The organism is Streptomyces sp. XH2, from assembly GCF_049725035.1.
Lineage (GTDB): Bacteria > Actinomycetota > Actinomycetes > Streptomycetales > Streptomycetaceae > Streptomyces > Streptomyces roseoverticillatus.
Genome location: NZ_JBMMMZ010000008.1, coordinates 301000 through 324047 on the forward strand (window position 1 = coordinate 301000; position 23048 = coordinate 324047).

Annotated in this window: 14 protein-coding genes and 3 pseudogenes; 10 read left to right on the top strand and 7 right to left on the bottom strand. The window is 72.0% G+C overall.

Annotated elements, in window-relative coordinates:
- Nucleotides 1–11 precede the first annotated feature (11 nt).
- Nucleotides 12–3758 carry a carboxylic acid reductase gene (car, locus tag ACOTKD_RS18660; protein ID WP_424890092.1) on the top strand — a complete coding sequence of 1249 codons (3747 nt, stop codon included), beginning with the start codon at nucleotides 12–14 and terminating at the stop codon, nucleotides 3756–3758.
- A gap of 100 nt (nucleotides 3759–3858) precedes the next feature.
- Nucleotides 3859–4953 (top strand): MerR family transcriptional regulator, encoded by a 1095-nt coding sequence (locus ACOTKD_RS18665; protein ID WP_424890093.1) that lies wholly within the window; start codon nucleotides 3859–3861, stop codon nucleotides 4951–4953.
- A 70-nt stretch (nucleotides 4954–5023) separates the two neighbouring features.
- Here ACOTKD_RS18665 and ACOTKD_RS18670 read toward each other — a convergent pair whose 3' ends face one another.
- From ACOTKD_RS18670 to ACOTKD_RS18685, 4 genes and pseudogenes are all read right to left on the bottom strand, one after another.
- A complete protein-coding gene (locus ACOTKD_RS18670) occupies nucleotides 5024–5716 on the bottom strand; it encodes a hypothetical protein (protein ID WP_424890094.1) in 693 nt (230 codons plus the stop codon).
- A 124-nt stretch (nucleotides 5717–5840) separates the two neighbouring features.
- Nucleotides 5841–5945: pseudogene (locus ACOTKD_RS18675) on the bottom strand (VOC family protein); the annotation flags it as partial.
- A 159-nt stretch (nucleotides 5946–6104) separates the two neighbouring features.
- Nucleotides 6105–7340, bottom strand: coding sequence for an ATP-grasp domain-containing protein (locus ACOTKD_RS18680; protein ID WP_424890095.1), 1236 nt, complete (start codon nucleotides 7338–7340; stop codon nucleotides 6105–6107).
- On the bottom strand, nucleotides 7312–8628 hold the full coding sequence (locus ACOTKD_RS18685; RefSeq protein WP_424890096.1) for an MFS transporter: 1317 nt from the start codon (nucleotides 8626–8628) through the stop codon (nucleotides 7312–7314). Before ACOTKD_RS18685 ends, ACOTKD_RS18680 begins: the two co-directional genes overlap by 29 nt.
- A gap of 569 nt (nucleotides 8629–9197) precedes the next feature.
- On the opposite strand from ACOTKD_RS18685, the pseudogene ACOTKD_RS18690 reads away from it, so the two are divergent.
- From ACOTKD_RS18690 to htpG, 3 genes and pseudogenes are all read left to right on the top strand, one after another.
- Nucleotides 9198–10121, top strand: a pseudogene (locus ACOTKD_RS18690) (alpha/beta hydrolase); the annotation flags it as partial.
- Nucleotides 10109–10327: pseudogene (locus ACOTKD_RS18695) on the top strand (hypothetical protein); the annotation flags it as partial. The pseudogenes ACOTKD_RS18690 and ACOTKD_RS18695, both read left to right, overlap by 13 nt.
- 162 nt (nucleotides 10328–10489) lie before the next feature.
- Nucleotides 10490–12427 (top strand): molecular chaperone HtpG, encoded by a 1938-nt coding sequence (htpG, locus tag ACOTKD_RS18700; protein ID WP_424890184.1) that lies wholly within the window; start codon nucleotides 10490–10492, stop codon nucleotides 12425–12427.
- Nucleotides 12428–12551: 124 nt separating this feature from the next.
- Here the strand turns inward: htpG and ACOTKD_RS18705 are convergent, their stop codons facing one another.
- Nucleotides 12552–13202: an HAD family hydrolase gene (locus ACOTKD_RS18705; RefSeq protein ID WP_424890097.1), complete on the bottom strand. Its 651-nt coding sequence runs from the start codon at nucleotides 13200–13202 to the stop codon at nucleotides 12552–12554.
- The gene (locus ACOTKD_RS18710; RefSeq protein WP_424890098.1) at nucleotides 13186–13923 is read right to left on the bottom strand and encodes a class I SAM-dependent methyltransferase; all 738 of its coding nucleotides are present in this window, start codon (nucleotides 13921–13923) and stop codon (nucleotides 13186–13188) included. The genes ACOTKD_RS18705 and ACOTKD_RS18710 overlap by 17 nt, the downstream gene beginning before the upstream one ends.
- A 272-nt stretch (nucleotides 13924–14195) precedes the next feature.
- Here ACOTKD_RS18710 and ACOTKD_RS18715 point away from each other — a divergent pair, with 272 nt between their 5' ends.
- Nucleotides 14196–15491, top strand: a complete 1296-nt coding sequence (locus ACOTKD_RS18715) for a M20 metallopeptidase family protein (protein ID WP_424890099.1) — start codon at nucleotides 14196–14198, stop codon at nucleotides 15489–15491.
- Between the two features lie 83 nt (nucleotides 15492–15574).
- On the opposite strand, the gene ACOTKD_RS18720 is transcribed toward ACOTKD_RS18715, so the two are convergent.
- The gene (locus ACOTKD_RS18720) at nucleotides 15575–16063 is read right to left on the bottom strand and encodes a hypothetical protein (RefSeq protein ID WP_424890100.1); all 489 of its coding nucleotides are present in this window, start codon (nucleotides 16061–16063) and stop codon (nucleotides 15575–15577) included.
- 472 nt (nucleotides 16064–16535) lie between these two features.
- On the opposite strand from ACOTKD_RS18720, the gene ACOTKD_RS18725 reads away from it, so the two are divergent.
- The 4 genes from ACOTKD_RS18725 to ACOTKD_RS18740 all read left to right on the top strand — a co-directional run bounded on the left by ACOTKD_RS18725 (nucleotide 16536) and on the right by ACOTKD_RS18740 (nucleotide 23038).
- Nucleotides 16536–17819: a xylan 1,4-beta-xylosidase gene (locus tag ACOTKD_RS18725; protein ID WP_424890185.1), complete on the top strand. Its 1284-nt coding sequence runs from the start codon at nucleotides 16536–16538 to the stop codon at nucleotides 17817–17819.
- Between the two features lie 238 nt (nucleotides 17820–18057).
- Nucleotides 18058–19818, top strand: coding sequence for an amidohydrolase (locus ACOTKD_RS18730; RefSeq protein WP_424890101.1), 1761 nt, complete (start codon nucleotides 18058–18060; stop codon nucleotides 19816–19818).
- Nucleotides 19819–19860: 42 nt separating this feature from the next.
- Nucleotides 19861–20883: a LuxR C-terminal-related transcriptional regulator gene (locus ACOTKD_RS18735; protein ID WP_424890102.1), complete on the top strand. Its 1023-nt coding sequence runs from the start codon at nucleotides 19861–19863 to the stop codon at nucleotides 20881–20883.
- Nucleotides 20884–21277: 394 nt separating this feature from the next.
- A complete protein-coding gene (locus tag ACOTKD_RS18740; protein WP_424890103.1) occupies nucleotides 21278–23038 on the top strand; it encodes an alpha/beta fold hydrolase in 1761 nt (586 codons plus the stop codon).
- The last annotated feature ends 10 nt before the right edge of the window (nucleotides 23039–23048 follow it).

A 23048-nucleotide genomic window follows, 5' to 3' on the forward strand; every position in this document is an offset into this window, starting at 1 on the left:
GGAGGACATTCATGAGTGAGCACCAAGCCACGCACCAAGCCACGCACGAAGCCACGCACCAAGCCGATTTCCGGAACGAGCAGCACCAAGACGAGCACGAAGCGAGCCGTAGCCGTAGCCGTGCCATAGCCTCCCGCGTCGAGGCGCTCCACACCAGCGACCCCGAATTCGCCCGCGCGGCCCCGGCGCCGAGCGTCGCCGAGGCCGTCCACCGAGCCGACGGCAGCCTCATCAAAACCATCTCGGCCGCCATGAACGGCTACGCCGACCGGCCCGCGCTCGGACGCAGAGCCGAGCGCATCGTCGAAGACCCCGCCACCGGCCGCCGCACCACCGAACTCCTCCCTCACTTCGAGACCGTGACCTACGCCGAACTGTGGCAGGAGGTGGGCAGCCTCGCCGCCGCCTGGGCCGACCCCGCCTCGGGCGGCCTGCGCGCCGGCGACTTCATCGGAGTGCTCGGATTCACCAGCACCGACTACGCCACGATCGACCTCGCCTGCATGTACCTGGGAGCGGTGTCGGTCCCCCTTCCCACGGGATGGACCGCGGCACGGCTGGCACCCATCCTCGCCGAGACGGAGCCGCGGATCCTCGCGGCCGACCTCGGCTCGATCGACGCCGCGGTCGAAGCCGTCCTCGCCACCGGCTCCGTCGAACGCCTCGTCGTCTTCGACTACGACCCGCGCGTGGACGACCACCGCGAGGCCCTTCAAACGGCCGTCGGCAAGCTGAGCGGGCGCGCCCCCGTCGTGCCGCTCCAGGAGGAACTGGCCCGCGGAAGGCGGCTGCCCGCCCTGGAGCCCCGTGACGACGGCGACCCGGACCGCCTGGTCGGCCTGATCTACACGTCCGGAAGCACCGGCGCGCCCAAAGGCGCGATGTACACCGCATCCATGATCACGAGGATGTGGCAGAACAGCCGCACCGGCATGCCGAACGCCGCGCCGGGCAGCGACAGGCCGGTGCCGACGATCGTCCTGCACTACATGCCCATGAGCCACGTCAACGGCCGTGCCCGGCTGATCTCCGGGCTCGCTTCCGGCGGCATCGGCTTCTTCACAGCTCGCAGCGACATGTCGACGCTGTTCGACGACATCGGCCTGGCGCGCCCCACGGTGCTGAGCCTGGTCCCCAGGATCTGCGACATGGTCCACCAGCGGTACCTCCTCGAAGCCGACCGCCTCTCCCGCACCGGCACTCCCCGGATCACCCGGGCGGACGCCGAGGCGGCCGCACGCACCCGGGTCCGCGACGACATGCTCGGCGGCCGGATCGTCAGCGCCCTGTGCGGCAGCGCGCCGCTGTCGTCGCAGATGCACACCTTCATGGCAGAGGTCCTCGGCACGAAGGTCGTCGACTGCTACGGGTCGACGGAGACGACCCGGCCGGTCGTCGTCGACCAGCAGGTGCGCCGCCCCCCGGTGATCGACTACCGGCTGGCGGACGTACCCGAGCTCGGATACTTCGCGACCGACAAGCCGCACCCCCGGGGCGAACTCCGCCTGAAGTCGGTCGGGCTGGTGCAGGGTTACTACAAGCAGCCCGAGGTCACCGCACGCGCCTTCGACGAGGACGGCTACTACAAGACCGGTGACGTGGTCGCCGAGATCGCACCCGACCGGCTGGTCTACGTCGACCGGATCAACAACGTCGTGAAGCTCTCCCAGGGCGAGTTCGTCGCCGTGTCCCGGCTGGAAGCGCTGTACTCGACCAGCCCGTACATCGCGCAGATCTACGTCTACGGCAGCAGCGAGCAGGCGTTCCTGCTGGCCGTGGTCGTCGCCGACCGCGAGCAGCTCGACCAGGAGCGCCTCGGCCGCGAACAGCCCGACGGCAGGCGGCGCGACGGCGAGCAGTCGCCGCCGGACGATGCGTACGACGACGCCGCGACCCGGGCGAAGATCCTCGACTCGATGCGGGAACTCGCCCGCGACGCCGGCCTCAACCCGTACGAGGTCCCCTACGACGTCGTCCTCGAACCGCACCCCTTCACGATCGAGAACGGCCTCCTCTCAGGAGTCGGCAAGATCCTGCGGCCCGCCCTCAAGGACCGCTACGGCGCACAGCTGGAGCAGTTGTACGCGGACATCGCCGGCGGCAGGGCCGGGCGGATCGCGGCGCTGCGGGCCGCGGGCCGCAGCGCCGAGCCGCTGGAAGCGGTCCTCGCCGCGGTCCAGATCACCCTCGGATACCCCGCTTCGATGGTCGTGCCGGAGGCAGCCTTCACCGACCTGGGCGGCGACTCCCTGTCGGCGCTCACCTTCTCGACGGTCCTTGAGCAGATCTTCGACACCGAGGTCCCGGTCCAGGTCGTCCTCAGCCCCACGTCGACCCTCGCCGGCATCGCCGGCCACCTCGCCGCGACACCCGGGACATCTGCTGCGCCCCGGCCCACGTTCGCCTCGGTCCACGGCCGCGGGGCCACCGAGGTGAGGGCCGGCGATCTGACTCTCGACCGGTTCGTCGACGAGCAGGTTCTCGCGCGGGCGCCGAAAGCACCGGACGGGACCGAGCTGTCGGCGCACCGGACCGATACGTCAGCGGATCGGACCGAACCGCCGCCCACCGGGAACGTCCTGCTCACCGGGGCGACCGGGTACCTCGGCAGGTTCCTGGCCGTCGAGTGGCTCGAACGCGTCGCAGCATCGGGCGGCCGGCTGACCGTTCTCGCCCGCGGCGCCGACGACACGGCCGCCGGGCAGCGCGTCCTGGAGTGCCTGCGCGGCGCGTGCGGAGACCGGACCGACTGGTTCGACGCGGCCGCGGCGCAGCACCTGGAGGTCCTGGCCGCAGACGTCTCCGCGCCGAAGCTGGGCCTCGACGGTACGACCTGGGAGCGGCTGGCCTCCGGGACCGACCGGATCGTGCACTCCGCGGCGCTGGTCAACCACGTCCTCCCGTACAGCCGGCTGTTCGAGCCGAACGTCGTCGCGACGGCCCAGCTGATCGAACTCGCGCTCACACACCGGATGAAGAAGTTCGCCTACGTCTCGACCATCGCGGCCGCGATGATGCCCGACGGGACGTTCCTCGACGAGACGGCCGACGTCCGTACGGTCTCGCCGGCACGGCAGCTGAACGACTCCGACGCCAACGGATACGCCACCAGCAAGTGGGCGGGCGAGGTCCTCCTCCGGGACGCGCACGACAGAACAGGGTTGCCGGTCGCGGTGTTCCGCCCCGACATGGTCCTCGCCCACAGCCGCCTGACCGGACAGCTGAACCTCCCCGACCGCTTCACGCGGCTGCTCCTGAGCGTCGTCGCGACGGGCATGGCGCCGCGCTCCTTCCACCGGCTCGACGCGGACGGCAACCGCCGGCGGGCCCACTACAGCGGGCTGCCCGTGGACTTCACGGCCGACGCGATCGCCACGCTCAGCGCTCGGAGCCGGGACGGCTACGTCACGTACAACACCGTCAACGCGAACGACGACGACGTCTCGCTGGACGAGATCGTGGACTGGCTCATCCGCGCGGGCCACCCGATCGCCCGGATCGACGATTACGAACAGTGGCGCGTACGGTTCGAGGCGGCCCTGAGAGGCCTCCCCGAACACCAGCGCCGGCTGTCGATGCTGCCGCTGATGCGGGCTTACGCCCGCCCGACCGAGCCGAGAACGAGCTCCATGGTGCCGGCCGGACGGTTCACCACGGCCGTCGCCGGCTCCGGCGCCGGCGGGGGCGCCATACCGTCCCTCTCGGCGGATTTCATCGACAAGTACGTAGCGGACTTGAGGACGCTCGGCATTCTCTGACACGCGGGGGGCCGGAGGGGAGGACCGGAAAGGGAGGGGGAGTGAGTTGTCCCGGGCACCGTTTGACCTTCAAGCCGCTTGAAGGCCGACAATCGCGGTCATGGACGAGAACGACGCGCTGATGAACATAGGCGCCTTCGCACGCAGGGTGGGGCTGGCGCCGAGCGCCCTGCGGTTCTACGACGACTGCGACGTGCTGCGCCCCGCCTACGTGGACGACGCGACCGGCTACCGCTACTACGCCGCGGACCAGGAACCCCGAGCGGTCCTGGTCCGGCGGCTGCGCGAGGCCGGAATGCCGCTCACCGACGCCTCGGTGGTGCTCGACGGCACCCGCGAGGAAGCCCGCGCCGTTCTGGAAGGGCACGCCCGGCGGGCGCGAGAGACCGCGGCGTCGGCCCGGTCGGCGATCGAGGAGATCCTCCGCGACCTGACGGGAGGCGCGCGCCGCGCCTCGGTGCGGCTCGGAGGGGCGGAGCTGGCCAGCGCTGTGCGCCAGGTCGCCCCGGCGGTGGCGTCCGCTTCCGTACGGGACGAGTTCCCGGTGCTCGGGTGCGTTCTGATCGAACTCGACCGTCAGGAAACGCGCCTCGTGGCCACGGACCGCTACCGCCTGGCGGTCCGCGCGCTGCGGGCCTCCTCGGCCGAGGGCGTTGCGGGTGACCCGTGCCGCGTCCTGGTCGACGCCGCGGAGCTGAAGGAGGCCGCGTCCTGGGCCCTGCGCATGCCGGACATCCGCATCGAGGCAGACCCGGGCCGGCAGGGCGTACGGCTGTACGGCGACACGGTCGTACGGGACCTTTCGACCGTCGACGGAGCGTTCCCGGACTACCGGATGATCCTGGACGACCTGCCGGCCGCCCGGCACCGGATCATCACGGACCGGACCGCCCTGCGCGAGACGATCGCCGCTGCCGGCCACGCCGGGCCACTGACCCTGCTCACCGGCGACCAGCAGCTCACCCTCGCCACGCGCGGCTCGGTGGCCGCCACGGCGCCCGCCATCTGCACAGGGCCGCCGGTGCGCATCGCCTTCGACCCGCACGTGCTCCTCCCGGCGCTCGACGCCGGGGTCGGCCCCGACGTACTGCTGGAGATCTCCTCTCCGTCCCAGCCCGTGATCGTCCGCTCCGCGGACCAGGGAAGCTTCACCACGTTGGTCATGCCGGTCCACGACGCGTCGGAGGACGAGTGACGAGAGGTGCCCCTGCCCTTCCACCGTTGAGAGAGCGAGCCGTGAACCCCGGCAACCCCGCGGCGGTACATCAGCCACCTGGAACCTGGAACGGCTGACTGCCCCGCCCCCTGCAGATCGGGCACACCCGCTTGGTGAAGCATTCCGGGCACCGGCCCAGGCGGCCGGGATCGGGGGACCCGCCGCCCCAGCCGGGCCGGCCGCCCAGGACCCAGCCCCGGCCCTCGCAGCCGGGGCACCAGCCCAGGCCGTCGCACTCGTAACACAGGGTGTGCCCGGGCTGCAGTGTCTCCGGAGTGACCACCGGGTCGGGGCGGACGTGCGGCACGTGCTCGTACAGGGCGACGGCCGGAGTCCGGCCCTGGTACATCACCTCGTCGCGGCGTCGCGACACGGACACCACGATCTCCATGCCGTTGCGGAGGCCGGTCACGACGACACCCCATACTCCAGGGCGGGGTTCGCGGATCTTCTCGGTGGTCTCCCAGCCGTCGGCGGCGAGCAGAGCGGCCGCGCGGGCGGCGAGCCCGGGTTCGTAAGCCTCGCGCTCGGGCCGTGCGTCCCGGACGTGCACACGGGTGCAGATGGTGTACGCGTACGTGGGGGGCTCCGTGCCGGTGTCCACGGACGGATCGCCGGACACGGCGAACTCCGGCACCCGGCCCGGCGTCAGCCGCTCGGCCAGGGACGTCAGAGACGTGCAGAGTGCCTCAGCAGCCTCCACGAGCCGAGCCCGCGCCCCGGGTATCTCCGTCTTCCCCATCCCTCATCACCTCTCGTGCCAGTCGTCCCCGTCGCCCGAGCGTAGACAGGCCCCAAGCCCGGCCGCGACCGCCCCTTCCCGGCACCGCCCGCCCGCGCCGCGGCCGCGGGCGGTGCTCCTGACGTCAGCCTCCGGCGGTGAGGCAGAAAGGGTGCCCGGCCGGGTCGGTGAGGACGCGCCACCGGTCCGCGCCCGGCTGATACTCCGGCTTGGTCGCCCCCCACTCCATACAGTCGAGGGTGATCGCCGTCAGCTTCATCTGCAGTGGCATGGCACCTCCGTGACGGCCGTCAAGCCGTGGGTTCGAACATGGGCGTGCATCACGATCCTCTGTGGCTGTTCCGCGGGGTGGTGCGGCCGGTGACGACCAACGCGGGGCGAGCCGGAGTCAGGGCGTGGGAGCCGTGACCTGTACCCGGACGCCGGCGGTGGCTTCGGCGGCCGTACGCATCGCCTCCGCAGGGGTTTCGGCGAGGGCGATGGCGTAGCCGATGCGGTCGTGCGAGCTGTGGAGCTCGCTGAGGTCGGCGCCCGGCGCGCGGTCGAACTGCCAGCGGAGGACGCCGTTCGTGGGGGTGAGGGAGAGGGCGGTGAGGGCGCCCGGGGCGGGGGGCGTGACGAAGCTGATGGCTGCTGCCGGTGCGGCCGGGGCCGGGGACCGGGCGGGGTCCGTGCCGAGCAGAGCGGCGATCGCGTGGTCGTACTGGTCCCGGCCGGTGGCGAGCTTGACGAGTTCGGGAATGCAGTCGCCGCCGACCCGGGTGTGCGTCTCGATGACGACGGGGCCGTGCACCGGGTCCAGCCGCAGTTCGGTGTGGCTGGCGCCGTTGCGGATCCCGAGCCGGTCCAGGACGCAGCGCACCGCGTCCTTCAGGCGTTCGCCGTCGTCTTCCGGCAGGGGAGCGGGGACGACGTGTCCGGTTTCGATGAAATTGGGGCTGCCGGTGGTCTGTTTCGCGGTGATGGCCAGGATGGTGTGCCGTCCGGCCGTGCTGACTGCCTCGACGCTGAATTCGGGGCCGTTCGCGGCGTGTTCGGCGATGTAGCGGGCGGCGCCGGCCTGCTCGCCGGCGGTTCCCCGCGTACGGGGCTCCTGCCCGGCCGTGACCTTCGCGTGCCAGCGTTCGAGGTCGGCGTGCGACTCCAGCGCCGTGACCCCGGCGCTGCCGGCTCCGTCGGCCGGCTTGACGATCCAGGCGACGCCGTCGGGTTCGGCGCGCACGGCATCGACGATTTCGCCGGCGGTGCCGGCCGCGTACGGCCACGCATAGGGGGTGTCGGCGAGGAGCCGGCGCATGGTCGCCTTGTCGCGGGCGTGGGCGGCCGCGGCGGGGGAGACGGAGGGGAGTCCCAGGTCGGTGGCGATCCGGGCGCTGACTTCCTGGGCGTGCTCGGTGAAGGAGACGACCAGGTGCGGAGGCCCGAGTTCGGCGGTCAGCCGGTCGACGGCGGTTCTGGTCGCGTCGTGGTCGGTGATGTCGCAGAAGACGACGCGTTCGGCGTGGGCCGTGACCTCGCGGGGTATCGCCTCGCCCGGTGGCGCGAGCACCACGGGCCGGTGCCCGTGCAGGGCGATGGCCTGGGATCCGGTGGTGCTAGGGCCGAGCAGGCATATCCACGTCATGGGAGTTCCTTTCGTGACCGCTGGGCGGGGTGTCGGGCGTATGGCCGGCAGGTGCACGGCGGTCTGTCGTACGGCGGCCGTTCCAGGACATGGCGAGGCCGGTGAGCAGGGCCAGCGCGGCGGCACCCCAGTACGGTGCCGCCGCCGGCGACAGCGCTCCCGGCTCGGCGGGACGGACCGCAAGAAGCGTGCCGAGCCAGGCACCGGCCGACTCGGCGGCGCCCCATGCCACGCCCGCGAGGGCGTAGGCCGCCGTGGTGGACAGGCTGCCGCGGCGCTCGCCCACCTGGGCGTCGTAGAGGGGGCTCCACACCAGTTCGGAGAGGGTGAAGAGCACCATGGCCGCGAGGAGCAGCCCGAGGCCGCCCGTGCGGCCGAAGGCGAAGAGCACGACGGCGGCGGCGAGGATCACGTTGGCCGCGGTGCACAGGAGGCCGAAGCCCGCGCGCGGGCGGTTCAGGACCCGGCGGGACAGCGCGGACACGGGGACCTGCAGGGCCACCACCAGGACGGCGTTGAGGGTGAACACGAGGCCCAGGTCGCGCGTGCTGATGGTGTCGCCGAGGTAGGCGGGGAGGACGTCGAAGACCTGGGCGTAGGCCACCCATGTGCCGCACACCAGCAGGGAGAAGGCGACGAAGGGGCGCTGCGGCAGCCACCGGCCCCGGCCCTTCTCTCCGTCGTCGTTGCCGGCGGCCTGTTGCGGAGGCTCGGAGGCCCGCCACGTGCCCGGCAGCGCGGGCACCGCGGCCAGCGCCACCAGATCGAGCGCCGCCGCCGCGAGCGGCAGCCAGCCGGCGTGCCACTCCAGGAGGGCGCCGCCGATGACCGGGCCGACCGCGGAGCCCGCGTTGACGGCCATGTTGAGGTAGCTGAACCCGCGCAGCCGCTGATCGGGCGGGAACGCCGCGACCTGGGCCTTCATCGCCGTCGTCGCCATCGCCAGGGACAGGCCGGCCAGCGCGGCGACCACCAGCCAGCCGTAGGCCGGCAGGCGCAGACCCGCCCCGAGCACGGCGAACGCGAGGGCCGCACCCAGGTATCCGGCGCCGACCGAGGCCTTGAGCCCGAGCCGGTGGATCAGCGGCACCAGCAGCACCCCGCCGGCCCGGTTGGCCAGGATCGCCGCGCCCACCACCAGGCCGGCGTCGGCCCCGCTCAGGCCACGGGAGTCCACCAGCCACAGCCCGAGGTAGGGCAGCACGGCGAAGAAGCCCGCGCAACTCGTCGCCCGCGCCACCACCAGCGCGGTGAGCTGCCGGGCGCTCAATCCCCTCGTGTTCACCACCGCGCCGACTCCCCGCGACCGGCGGCCAGGGCAGGCAGCGCACGCGGCACACACAGCACACACAGCACATTCAGCGCCCGTGCACCGGGCACTTCGCTGCCGGTGGGGAGGCCATCGCGGCCCGAGGCGACGAGACGGTCTGTCATGTGTGCCCTTCCGTACGGTCCGGGCACCCGGAATACGGGGCCAAGACGCCAGCGAACCAGCGACCGCTGCAGGCCCTGTGCTTCGTGCGGCAGCGAACAGACGTCATGACGACTGGACGAGGAAACGAGCGATGAGCGACGCATACGAAAACGGACCCAGCGGTCCGTTCTTTCTACCCCCGGTTCGGCGGCGGTGACCTATGAAGATGATCACGCCCTGACGGGTGGAGACGGCAGCGGCAGCCCACTAGCGTCAGGAGGTTCCGGGCCGGACCCGGCTCATCCGGGCGGTGGCGCCGTCGGGCGGTGTGGTTGGCTACGCCGTATGAGTCGTGGACGAGTGTCCCTCGGGGGCACGTATATGCAGGTCGGCTGTGTCGGCAGGTATGACGGGCGCCGTCCCGCCCTCCCGGGGAGCGGGTCATGACCGTCCCCGGCGCGCGGTCGGAGCGCGGCAGCGCCCCGGCACCGAAGGCGGTGCCCCCTTTCGACCCCGAACTGGATGCCGTGCTGACGGCCTTGGGCAGCGGGCCGAGGGAGCCCCTCACGCCGGACAACCTCCGTGCTCGGCAAGAGCGGGATGCCGCGGGCCGGCCGAGGCCGACGGCCGATGACCTCCGCGCCGGCGGCCGCTTCGAAGTGACGGAGCTTCATATTCCGGGACCGCCGGACGCGCCGGACGTCACGCTCGTCAGCGCGCGGCCGGCCGGGCTCACCGGGCCACTGCCTCTGCTGTACTACCTGCACGGAGGCGCGATGATCATGGGTAACGCCTGGTCGGTGCTTCCGCGGATCCTCCGCGAATGGGCCGCCCCGCTGGGACTGGCCGTCATCTCGGTCGAGTACCGGCTGGCGCCGCACGCGCAGTATCCGCAACCACTGGAGGACTGCTACGCCGGACTCGCCTGGGCGGCCGGGCACGCCGACGAACTGGACATCGACCCGGACCGCATCGTCATCGGAGGCAAGAGCGCCGGCGGCGGACTCGCCGCGGCCCTCGCCCTGCTGGCCCGCGACCGCGGCGGCCCCCGGGCCCTCGGGCAACTGCTGCTGTGCCCGATGCTCGACGACCGCAACAGCACCTTCTCCAGCCACCAGATGACGGGCCGGGGCACCTGGGACCTCACCTCGAACGCGACCGCGTGGAAGGCACTGCTGGGCGCCCGCCACGGCGCCGCGGACCTGCCGCCCTACGCGGCCCCCTCCCGCGCCACGGACCTCTCCGGACTCCCTCCGGCCTACATCGACGTCGGGTCGGCCGACATGTTCCGGGACGAGGACGTGGCCTACGCCGACGCCATCTGGCAGGCCGGCGGCCGGGCCGAACTGCACGTATGGCCCGGCGCCTACCACGGCTTCGACAGCCTGGCCCCACAAGCAGCCCTCAGCCAGGACGCCCGCAACACCCGCACCCGCTGGCTCCAGCGCCTCCTGACGCCTGCGCACGCGCGGATGGACACGGCGACGACCCCCTCACCCACCGCGAGCAGGACAACGTCCGCCCCGTCGCGCGCGGTCGTACGAACACGCAGATCGCCGACGAGCTCTTCATCTCTCCGGGAACGGTGAAGACCCACGTCGCCGACGTCCGGACCAAGCCCGGCGCCGCCTCGGGATCCAGCCACCGCTACCGCATCCCGGCCCCTGTCCTGACGTGGTGTTTTACAGTAGCTACGATCAGTTCTGGCGATAGGACCTGTGAGGTATTCGCGAACATGTCGACTGAGACGTTTGAGTTTCAGGTAGAGGCCCGTCAGCTGCTGCAGCTGATGATCCACTCGGTCTACTCGAACAAAGATGTCTTCTTGCGGGAGCTCGTCTCCAACGCCTCCGACGCACTGGACAAGCTGCGCCTCGAGAAGCTGTGGGACGACTCGCTCGACGCCGACGTGTCCGATCTGCACATCGAGATCGACGTCGACAAGGACGCCCGCACCCTCACCGTGCGGGACAACGGCATCGGCATGTCGTACGACGAGGTCGGACGGCTCATCGGAACGATCGCCAACTCGGGCACCGCGAAGTTCCTCCAGGAGCTCAAGGAGGCCAAGGATGCGGCCGGGGAGGAAGGGCTCATCGGCCAGTTCGGCGTCGGCTTCTACTCCGGCTTCATGGTGGCGGACGAGGTCACCCTGCTGACCCGGCGCGCCGGCGAGAGCCAGGGCACCCGCTGGTCCTCGCGCGGCGAGGGCACGTACACGCTGGAGACGGTCGACGAGGCGCCGCAGGGCACCTCCGTCACGCTCCACCTCAAGCCGGCCGACCCGGAGAACCAGCTCCACGACTACACCTCCCCGTGGAAGATCAGGGAGATCATCAAGCGGTACTCGGACTTCATCACCTGGCCCGTCCGGATGATGCCCGAGGTCTCCGCCACAGCCGCCGCAGCCGACGAGGGCAGCGAGAACGGCGAGAGCGCCGAGGCGCCCGAGCCCGAGACGCTCAACTCCATGAAGGCGCTGTGGGCGCGGCCGCGCGACGAGGTGTCCGACGACGAGTACCACGAGCTGTACAAGCACATCGCCCACGACTGGCGCGACCCGCTGGAGACGATCCGGCTCCAGGCGGAGGGCACCTTCGAGTACCAGTCCCTGCTGTTCCTCCCCGCCCACGCCCCGCACGACCTGTTCACGCGGGACTTCAAGCGCGGCGTGCAGCTGTACGTCAAGCGCGTGTTCATCATGGACGACTGCGAGGCGCTGCTGCCGCCGTACCTCCGCTTCGTCAAGGGCGTCGTCGACGCGGCGGACCTCTCGCTCAACGTGTCCCGCGAGATCCTCCAGCAGGACCGTCACATCGAGCTGATGCGGCGACGGCTGACGAAGAAGGTCCTGTCCACGGTCAAGGAGATGAAGGCCAAGGACCAGGACCGCTACGACACGTTCTGGCGCGAGTTCGGCACCGTCCTGAAGGAGGGACTGGTCACCGACCCGGAGAACCGCGACGCCGTCCTCGCCGTCGCGTCGTTCGCGAGCACGCACCACGACACCGAGCCGACCACGCTCAAGCAGTACGTGGAGCGGATGAAGGACGGCCAGGAAGACATCTACTACCTGACCGGCGAGTCCCGGCAGAGCATCGAGAACTCCCCGCACATGGAGGCGTTCCGCGACCGGGGCATCGAGGTGCTGCTGCTCACCGACGCGGTCGACGAGGTGTGGGCCGACGCCGTCGGCGAGTACGAGGGCAAGAAGCTGCGGTCCGTGGCCAAGGGGCAGATCGACCTCGACGCCAAGGACGAGGAGACCCCCGACGCCGATCGGGAGAAGCGGGCCGAGGAGTACGCCGGGCTGCTCGGCTGGATGAAGGAGCAGCTGGGCGAGGACATCAAGGAGGTACGCCTCTCCTCCCGCCTCACCGTCTCCCCGGCCTGTGTCGTCTCCGACGCGCACGATCTGACCCCGGCCCTGGAGAACATGTACCGCGCCATGGGCCAGGAGGTGCCCCGCGCCAAGCGGATCCTGGAGCTCAACCCGGACCACCAGCTGGTGAAGGGCCTCAACCAGGCGTACAAGGAGCGCGAGGACCGTACGGAGCTCGCCGACACCGCCGAGCTCCTGCACGGCCTGGCCGTACTCGCCGAGGGCGGCCAGCCGAAGGAACCGGCCCGCTTCGTCAAGCTGATGGCGGACCGCCTGGAGCGCGCGCTGTAATCCGGTCTCCGCCGGACACCGGCGGCCTGCCCCGCGTCACCCGGGCGGGCCGCCGGCGGCAGGGCCCCGTCCTGCCGCCGGGGCCACGAGCCGCCCCCTCAGCAGGGGTCGGGCCCGGCGTCGTTCACTGCTCCGCGATGAGGCGCGGCAGGTTGCGCATGTCGTGGAAGACGACGGTTCCGGGGCCTTCGAGCCGCTCGGCCGGGGTCAGGCCGCCGGCGTAGCCGAAGGCGCGCATGCCGGCGGCGCGGGCGGCCTGGACGCCGGGCCGGCTGTCCTCGACGACCACGCAGGCGGCCGGGTCGACGCCCATCCGCTGCGCGGCGTGCAGGAACAGATCAGGGGCCGGCTTGCCGCGGGCGACCTCGGTGGCACTGAAGATGCGGTCCACGAAGCGTTCGTAGAGGCCGGTGCGGCCGAGGGTGTGGCGCATCTTGGCGTGGGAGCCGCTGGAGGCGATGCACGTCGGCAGAGTGATCGCGTCCAGCGCCTCGGGCAGGCCGTCGACGGGGGCGAGCCCGGCGTCCACGGCCTCCCGGTGGAGGTGTTCGAACTGCTCCTGCCACTTCGTGGCCGTCTCCTCGCCGAGCCGCGCGGACAGCAGTTCGTGGACGGAGGCGTTGGAGCGGCCGACGAACCGGGCGATGACCTCGTCCTCCGTGAGCGGCCAGCCCAGCTGCGCACCGAGGGCGATCTGGACGCGTACGGCGATGCGTTCGCTGTCGACCAGCACCCCGTCGCAGTCGAATATGACGAGTTCAGTCGGCTTGATCATCCCCGCAGCATAGGGGGCCGCCGCCCTTGCCCGGGCCGGGTTCTCCCCTTCCCGGACACGTGTCGGTGCCCGCGCAGAGCTGCAGGCCGAGAGAGGTCCAGGACACTCCCGGGCGTCCGTGCGGGTCCTCGCGCCGGGCGTGGTGAACGACGTGCAGCCCGGACCGCCGGGCGAGTTCGACGGTCTCCCGCGCGGTGACGGGGAACATGCGGCGGCCGGCCGGGACCGGGCCGTGGCGCAGGGAGAGGATCACCCGTCCTCCGGCTTCGAGGAGGCCGGCCAGGTGAGCCATGGCGGCAGAGCGTTGCTGTTCGTCCAAGTGCATCCAGACCGCGGTCAGCAGGATCAGGTCGAAGCGGAGCTGCCGCGCGCTCAGGCGTGGCAGTCCGGGCAGCGCGTCGTCGACCCATTCGATGGCCTGGCCGGCATGGAGGCGCCGGCCCGAAGCGCGCATCTCGGCGGTGGGTTCGACGGCGACGACGCGGTGCCCCCGGGCGGCCAGCGCTGCCGCGTCGCGACCGCTGCCCGCACCGATGTCCAGGACCGAGCTCGGCTCGGTGGGGAACAGGTGCAGCACCTCGCGGTGCACCTCGTCGAAGGTCACGCTCTCGTACTGTTCCACGAGGGCCTCGGCAGCCTCGCCGTACCCGGCGGTGCTGGGCATGGCCTGCAGCCGCCCGTAGGCGGGGTCGTCCGGGTTCACTCTGTCCGCTCTGTCCACGACGCGGGACTCTATTCCCGGGACGGTCCCGGACACCGCGATGAAGATCACTCGTGCCGGCGTCCCCCGAGTCCCCCGAGTCCGCCAAGTCCCCCGAGTCACCCGAGGGGCGGAACGCGGGCTCGCCCCTCGGCGGGTCCGGCAAGGATCGGCACGGAGACGTTCTGTCGGTGAATGCCCGGGTGTGGTCTCATGGCGTCGGCGACCGCTGCCGCATTGCCACCGCATTGCCACATCCTGCCGGAGACGACCCGCTTGTCGTGGAGGCGCGCGTGCTGATCGACGGAACCGCATCTGCCGGAGCGGAATCCGGCCTCCTGACCGAGGCGCGGAGCCTGCTGCCCGATGTCGTGGCGTTGCGGCGCCGCATCCACCGCCTTCCGGAAGTGGGCACGTACCTGCCCCGTACGCAGCGGGCGGTTGTGGAGGCCCTCGACGGGCTGGGCCTGACGGTGACGCTCGGCAGGAGGCTGAGCTCGGTCGTGGCCGTGCTCGACAGCGGCCGGCCCGGGCGGACCCTGCTGCTGCGCGCGGACATGGATGCCCTGCCGCAGCAGGAGAACACCGGCCTCGACTTCGCCTCCGAGGTGCCCGGAGTCATGCACGCGTGCGGGCACGACGCGCATGCCGCCATGCTCGTGGGCGCCGCGCGGCTGCTCAGCGCCCGCAAGGGGCGGCTGGCGGGGCGGGTGGTCTTCATGTTCCAGCCCGCCGAGGAGACCGCCGGCGGGGCCCTGCCCATGATCGAGGAGGGGCTGCTCACCCCGGCCGGCGGCACGGCGGTCGATGCCGCGTTCGCCCTGCACATCAACGCCCGCAACGAGACGTGCACCGTCCACGTCCGGCCGGGCACGCAGTACGCCGCCGCCGACGTGGTGCGGGTCAGCGTCAGGGGCCGGAGCGGACACGCGGCCGGCCCGCACCGGGTGCTCGACCCCGTACCGGTCGCCTGCGAGATCGTCCAGGCCCTGCAGACCATGATCACTCGGACTGTCGGCATCTTCGAGCCCGCGGTGCTGACGATCACCACGATCCGGGCAGGGAGCGCGTTCAACATCATCCCGGAGACGGCGGAGCTGAGCGGCACGTACCGCACTCTCTCCGAAGCGACCCGCAGCAAGGTGCGCGAGGGCATCGCGCGCGTCGCCGCGGGGGTGGCCGCCGCCCATGGCATGACCGTCGACGTCGAACTCCCCGAGGGCTATCCCACCGTGCAGAACGACCCTGCCTTCACCGCGCTGGTACGCCGCGCGGCGGCTTCTGCCCTCGGCCCCTCCCGCGTGCACGAGCTTCCCCACCCCACGATGGGCGGCGAGGACTTCTCGTACGTCCTGCAGCGCGTGCCCGGCGCGATGGTGTTCCTGGGCGCCTGCCCGCCCGGCAGCGTGCCGGGAACGGTACCGGACAACCACTCCGACCGCGTGCTCTACGACGAGCGGGCGCTGGCCGCCGGAGTCGCCCTGCACTGCGCGGTCGCCGAGGAGTTCCTGCGCGGCGGCGGAAGCGGGGGCGAGGAGGGCGAGTGCGGCGCGACCATCGGCGTGGCCCGCACGGATGAGAGCGGCTGAGGCACCGGCGCGGCTGCGTCCGTCCCGGGGCGGATGAGTGCGCCGGGCGAGGAGCGGAGGCTGGAGTACGTCTTCCTCTCGTACTACGGCTGCGGCGCGGCGACCGCGACCGTTCCGAACACCTCGTCGAAGGCGAGGGCCCGCGCCACGGGAACCAGGAAGTAGGCGGATCCGGATCCCTTCGTGGTGAGGGGGCCGGTGCGTCCGGACAGCAGGACGTCCCAGGGAGTGAGCACACCGAGGTCGTCGAAGACATACGCGACAGGGAGCTGCGTCCACGCCGTCAGATGGAGGTGGGCCATGACGGCGGACCGCTCCACCGCGTGGCGGTGCGACGTACGACTGGTCATCCGGCCCTTGCAGTCGATCAGGACGACGCGCCGGTCCTGGGCGGCCGCCAGGTCGGGCGTCCAGCGCAGGAAGCTGTCGGTGCGGCGCAGGGCCGCGCGTACCGCTTGGGTCAGTACGGCCTGCCCCCAAGGCGAGACGTCCCACCCGCGTTCGGCCAGCTCGTGTGCGACATGGGCCTCGTGCGCGTCCCCTACGGCTTTCCTCTGCTGAAAGCTCGGCATACGGGCAAGTGTCGCGCGACGGTCCCGGGCCGGAACGATCAACGAATCCGTACCGGCCACCTCTGGGCAGGAACCCGGGAGACCCGTGATGTCCACTGGTCTCCGTGAGTGTCCGCCTGTGTCCATGACGCCTCAACTCCACGCGTACGGAGTCGACCGAAAAACGCGGACCGCCCACTGCACGTCGGCGGACGGCGTGGCGCCGAACGACACCTCCGGTCCGTGCGGTCGCCGTCCGAATCCCCGGACCTCGCCACGCCGGCGGCTCAGGCAACATCCCTCTCCAAGACCGAACGGCAAGCGGCCTAAGCTGCCCAAGGGGGACGAAATCCCAGCTATGCGCCTATTCTTGGATGTCGTGGGGCGACATGTTGCGGCACAGACGGCGGCGTCCGGTACGGGGCGATGGCGGACCACTTCCTTGCTCGGTGTGTGCGGTGCGGTGGCCCTGGCCGCCGCCCTGCCGCTGGCCATGGCCTCGGGCAGTCCCGGCGGCGGCGCGCCGGCGAAGCCCACCCGCCGTCAGGCGGGCGCCCGGCCGGGCTGGGGCTTTACCCACACGCAGTACAGCGCGGAACACGGCACGCCGGAGGCCACGCGCAAGGCCGGTGCCCTGCTCTCCGCGCGCTCGCTGCCGCAGAACCAGCACATCATGGGCTGGGGCGCGGAGAATCCCGAACCGGCGCCCGGGCGGTACGACTTCCAGGCACTCGACGAGCGCGTCGCCCTGATGCGGGCCACCGGCGCCACCCCCGTCCTCACCCTGTGCGGCGCCCCTGACTGGATGAAGGGCGGGCGGCGGGGACGGACCGACTGGTCCCGGCTGGAAGCCGCTCCCGACCGCCGGCACTACAAGGACTTCGCCCGGCTCGCGGGCGCGATCGCCCACCGCTACCCGGACATCAGGCACTTCCTCGTGTGGAACGAGCTGAAGGGCTTCTACGACGAGGACAAGCGCCGGTGGAACTACGAGGGGTACACCCAGCTGTACAACCTCGTCTACGCGGAACTGAAGAAGCAGAACCCGCACAACCTGGTCGGCGGCCCCTACGTGGTGGCCGACCACGACCCGCCCGCCGACGACCCGGAGGACCGCTCGCCCGAACTCCGCGGCCCCTGGGGCGAACTCGACCAGCGCTCCGCCGACGTCATCCACTACTGGAACGAGCACAAAGCGGGCGCCGACTTCGCCGTCGTCGACGGGTCCAGCTACACCCGCGAGGGGCACGAGACGGTTCCCGACGAGTTCGCCGCCACCGAGAAGTTCGCCGCCGTCACCCACTGGCTGAGGAACGTCACCGGGCTTCCCGTGTGGTGGGCCGAGTGGTACGTGGAGCCGCCCGCCGCGGACGACCGGCCGGGTGGCCGGGACGGCTGGAACGAACACCACCGCACCGCCGTGCACGCCACCGCGATGATGCATCTGGCCGCGAGCGGCGCGTCGGCGGCCTTCTACTGGAACCCCCAGCGAACCGGGGACGACTGCCCCGGCTGCCTGTGGAGGAGCACCCACCTGCCCGACGGTGGCCAAGGACTGCCCATGGCCCGGCTGCTGAACCGGTTCGCCCACGAGTTCCCGCCGGGCAGCGCCTTCCGGCCGGTGGACGCCAGGGCGGAGCCGGGCGCCAGGATCCAGGTCCTCGCCGACGACTCAGCCGTTCTCGTCGTCAATACCGAGCGCCGACCGGTGGCGGCCCGGGTGGACGGTCAGGCACTGTCCCTCGCCCCGTACGAGGTGCGCTGGCTGGCACGCTGAGCTGCCGCGTCGCGACGGTACGGGGCTGGCCCGGCCTGGGGGCCGGAGGCTGAGCCGGGCCACCGGCCGCGCCTGTCCGGACAGGCCGGACCCGTCCGCCCCGGCCCGCCCCGACATCGGTTGGATGACCGATGTGCGCTCACACCCCCTGCATGCACAGTGCTGTCAGCTTCCCCGTCGGCCGTCGCGGACTCGCGGAAGCCCCCAGTCACCAGCCCCTGGCAGATAGGACATCACTGTGCCCGGCACTCCGGCAGATCTCGTCTTCGTCAACGGTTCGGTCCTCACCGTCGACTCCCGCTTCACCGTCGCCTCCGCCCTCGCCGTCACCGACGGCCTCGTCAGCGCGGTCGGTGACCAGGCCGAGGTCATGGCACACGCCGGCCCCGCCACCCGGATCGTCGACCTCGAAGGCGGGACGCTCCTGCCCGGCATCAACGACACGCACCTGCACGGCTGCGCCTTCGGACTGACCAGGCCCCCGCTGTCCGTCGACGTCTCCCACCCCGCCGTACGGTCGCTGGCCGACGTGGCCGAAGCCGTACGGAAGGCCGCCGCGACGACGCCCGCGGGGGAGTGGATCACCGGTCACGGGTGGGACGCGGGCTACCTCGCCGAGTGCGTCGCCGACCCCTCCCGGCTGCCTTCCCGGCAGGACCTGGACGCCGTCAGCCCGTACCACCCCGTCCTGCTGTACTCCGCCACCGGACACGCCACGTGGGTCAACTCCATGGCGCTCTCGTGGGCCGGAGTGAACCGTGACACCCCCGTCCCGCCCGGAGGGGTCATCGTCACCGACGAGGCGGGCGAGCCCACCGGCCTCCTCCAGGAGGGCGCCCAGGACCTGGTCCACCGGGAGCTGCCCGCCCTCTCGCAGGAGGTGCGTGCCGACGCGATCCGGGCCACCCTGCGCACCCTGGCCCGGCTCGGCATCACCAGCTACACCGAGCCCGGCCTCGGCCCGGGCGGCGACGCCCTGATGCGCGGCGCCATGGCCCACAGCACCCTCGACGTCTACCGGCGCCTGCTCGCCGACGGCGAACTGACCGCGCGGGTGGGCGTACTGCTGCTGCCGACCGGGATGACCGGCACGGCCGAGGAGTTCGTGCGGACGCTGGCGGCCATGGACGAGCCGCCGTCCACCGACCCCCGCCGCCTCGCCGTCCTGGGCGTCAAACTGTTCGCCGACGGCATCCCGGTCAACAAGACGGCCTGGATGCACGAACCGTACGTCGGTGGCGGCTGCGGCTCGCTGTGCGTCGGCGGGGACACCGACGACGAGCGCGCCGCCCAGATCACGGAGATGATCCAGTACACCCACGCCGCCGGGTACCAGGCAGGTGTGCACGTCACCGGCGACCGGGCCATCGACACCGTCGCCGACGCCTTCGCCGCGGCCGCCGCCGGGAAGCCCCGGCCCGACGCCCGGCACTACGTCATCCACGGCGACTTCCTCACCGCCCGCAGCATGCGGACGCTCGCGCGGCACGGCTTCGGCGTCAACATGAACCCCACCATCAAATGGACCGTCGCCGACCTCGAAGAGGAGTTCGTCGGCCCGCAGCGGGCGGCGTACGAATGGCCCTACCGGGACGCGATCGACGCCGGAGTGATCGTCACCAGCGGCTCCGACGCCCCCGTCACCCTCCCCGACTGGCGGCAGGGCGTCTCCACGATGATGCTCCGCGAGTCCAGGGCCAGCGGTCGCGTCAGCGGCCCCGACCAGCGCATCAGGCTCGCCGAGGCCCTCCGCACCTACACCTCCGACGCGGCCTGGCAGGACTTCGCCGAGGACTGGAAAGGCACCCTGGAAGTGGGCAAGGTCGCCGACCTGTGCGTGCTCGCGGGCGACTTGCTGACCGCCGACCCGCACGACATCCCGGCCATGCCGGTGGTGTTCACTGCCGTCGGCGGCGACGTCGTGCACGACGAACTGACCGAACTGACCGAACTCGGTGAGCTGACTGAGCTCACCGAACTCACCGAACTCACCGATTGACGCCCGTTTGACGCCCTGACACCGGATGATCATTCTGAGCGGATGAAAGCCGAGCCGACGCCCATGACAGCAGCGCAGCCGGGCACGACGGACGTCCTGAGCGCCGCCCTGGACGTACGCGAGGCCGCGCGCCACGCCGCGCGGGGAAAGGGCGGCGCCGACGCCGTCCTGACGGCGCTGTCCGCAGTGATCGACCACGACCACGCGTCGCTGTCCCGCTGGGACCCGTTGCTCCGCCGCCACGTCACACTGGCGGGCAGCTACCCGGCGGGCACCACCCGCTACATCGAGACCCGCCTGCACGACGACCCGGCCTTCGCGCTCATCAGGCACGCGCCGGGCACCACGAGCTGGTGGCACGACGTACCCGATCCGGTACGGGGAGCCTCCACCGGGTTCCAGGAGGTCCTCGAACCCCTGGGCGTCCGGGACGGCGTGGCACAGTGCCTGTTCTCCGCGGACGGCCGGTACGTGGGCATCCTCAACCTCAGTACGACACGGGCACGGTGCGACCAGCCGGCCGTCCGGGCCGTGATGACCCTGCTCGGCGAGTGCCTCGCGGCCGTCGCCGACCCGCTCGCCGGCCACCGCTCCCCGGGACCCGGCGGCTCCGGCCACGCCTGCGCCGTGCTCCTGCCGGGCACCGGCGAGGACGACGACGCGGTCCCGGTGACCGTGAGCGGGGAGCCCTTGCCCGGCCTCACCGAGCCCGGCTCCCCGCTCGTGGCCCTGCTCCGGCGCACGGCCGCGCGGCGAACGCTGCCGGCCACGGTCCTGGTGCCGTACCGGCAGCGGATGCTCGAACTCCACCTGACCCGCCAGGGGGACTGCACGGTCGCCGTATGCCGTGCGGTCGCCCGCCCAGCGGCGCTCTCCCCGCGCGAACTGGAGGTGCTGGCGGAACTCACCCAGGGGCGGACCAACCGCGAGATCGCCGACCGCCTCTACGTGAGCCCGCGCACCGTCGCCACCCACATCGAGCACATCCTCGCCAAACTCGGCGTCCCCAACCGTGTGGCCGCCGCGGGCCGAGCCGTCGCCTGGGGCCTGGAGCCGGCACCTTGACCGGCCGGAGCCGGTGAGGTGACGGGACGGACGAAAAAATGCCAGGACCCATGTGCGCAGGCCTGGCTGCTCGCCACCCGGACCACGTTCCTCTCCTTCGCCGGCCCCACGGAGCGCCTCGACGGGCCTGGCCGGTCGTGACGTCGAGCTGAGCACTGCGGCCTCGCCGCTCGCCGCTCAGCCGCTCAGCGATGCCACGCCTGGTACAGCGAGCTGGGACCGCCCCACGTCCTGACGGCGTCGCCGAGCCCCCCGCGTCTGCAACAGGGTGAGCCGGTCGTCCGTGTGCGCACCCCGACACCGCCCGGTATCGTCCGCAATGCGCGATCCGCCCGAATCGCTACGGCGTCGTCCGGCCGGGCAGCCGTAGAGGTCGGCAGAGGAACGGGTTCACATGGCAGAGCACGGCAGCAGTACTCCGGCAGGCAGCCCGTCACCCGCACTGGAGGCTCTGGCGCAAGAGGAGCGGCGGGGGCAGGAGGGGCCGCAGAGGCAGCCGGGCAAGTGGTGCAAGCCGCTACCCCTCGGAGCGGAGGGCCGGTGCGCCCTGCGCCGCTCCGGCCGCGCGCCCGTCCGCCGCTCCGGCCGTGCGTTCGCCACCGTGGCGACTTCCGCCGCCGCCCTGGCCTTCCTGACGGCGGTCGGCCCGGCACCGAGCAGTGCCGTATCACCACCTTCCGGGCCGTCCACCGAGTCCCGCCCGGCAACTCCGTCACGCTTCGTGCCCGGCCCCTGTCCGGCGACGCCCGAGCCGATCGCCGCACTGGGCCACGCACGGTGCGGTTTCCTGGAGGTCCCCGAGAACCGTGCCCACCCCGGCCGGCGGACCATCCGTCTGGCCGTAGCGGTCATTCCGGCCACCCCGGCGAGGCCGGCGCACCCGGCCGGGGCCGCCGAGGACCCGGTGGTGTTCATGGCGGGCGGCCCCGGAGGCGACACCTTCGATGACATCCCCTTCCTGACGGCCTCCGGCCTGAACCGGGATCGCGAACTGATCATCATGGCCCAGCGCGGCAATCGCTACTCGCAGCCGAACCTCGCCTGCCCCGAGGTGGACCGGTTCAACGCGAAGGCCGTAGGGCTGCGCTACGACGCGCCGTCGACGGGACGACTCCTGGTGCGCGCGGTGAAGGAGTGCCGGAACCGCTTGGCGGCATCCGGCAGGATCGACCTGAGCGCCTACAACACCACCGAGAACGCGGCAGACTTCGCCGACCTGCGGAAGGCACTGCGGATCGACCGGTGGAACGTCTACGGATACTCCTACGGCAGCAACCTGGCCCTGACCTACCTGCGCGAGCACCCCCAGGGGATCCGCGCGGTGGCGCTCGACTCGGTCGCGCCTCCGCGGGTCGTGAGCCTGCCGTGGACGTGGAGCAGCGCCCGCGAGGGGATCGCCGCCGTCCTCGCGGCGTGCGCGGCCGAGCCCCGCTGCAAGAGCCGCTACCCGGACCTGCCCCGTACGCTGACGCAGCAGGTGCGCAGGCTGGAGGCCCGGCCCCTGACCCTGAACGCGCGGCCGCCGCGCGGGGGAGACCCGGTGAAGGTCGTCCTCGACGGGGGCGCGCTCGTGGACCTGCTGGTCGCCAACACCGTCCGTCCCCCGGACGTCCCGGCGGCGGTCGAGGAGCTCGCCCACGGACGCCCGGAGCGCTTCGCGCAGGCCCGCGCGGCCAGCTCGGTTCCCGTCGTCGGCGAGGTCGCCCACGGCCTGATCGAATCGGTGGCGTGCAGCGAGTGGGTCCCGGGACATCCGGCGTCCGACCTGCTCCGCGCCGGGCGCCGGGCCTTCCCCGGGTGGCCGGACACGGTCCTGGCCCAGGCACCGCAGCTGCCCTTCCAGCACCAGGTGTGCCGCGCCTGGGACGTGCCGGACCGCACCCGCTCCCAGCGGGTGGCGACCTCCAGCTCCGTGCCGGCGCTCATCGTCTCAGGGACGTTCGACACGAAGACCGGGGCGAGCTGGGGACGCTACGCGGCCCGTACGCTGTCCCGCTCGACCACCGTGCGGATCCCCGGAATCGGCCACTGGGTGGTCCCCCAGTCGCCCTGCGCGCAGCGCGTGCTGGCCTCGTTCCTCGCTCGTCCGACCGCGCCCGACACCGGTTGCGCAGCCGGTCTCACACCGAAACCGTTCACGATCAGCCCGAAGTGACCGGGAGGGC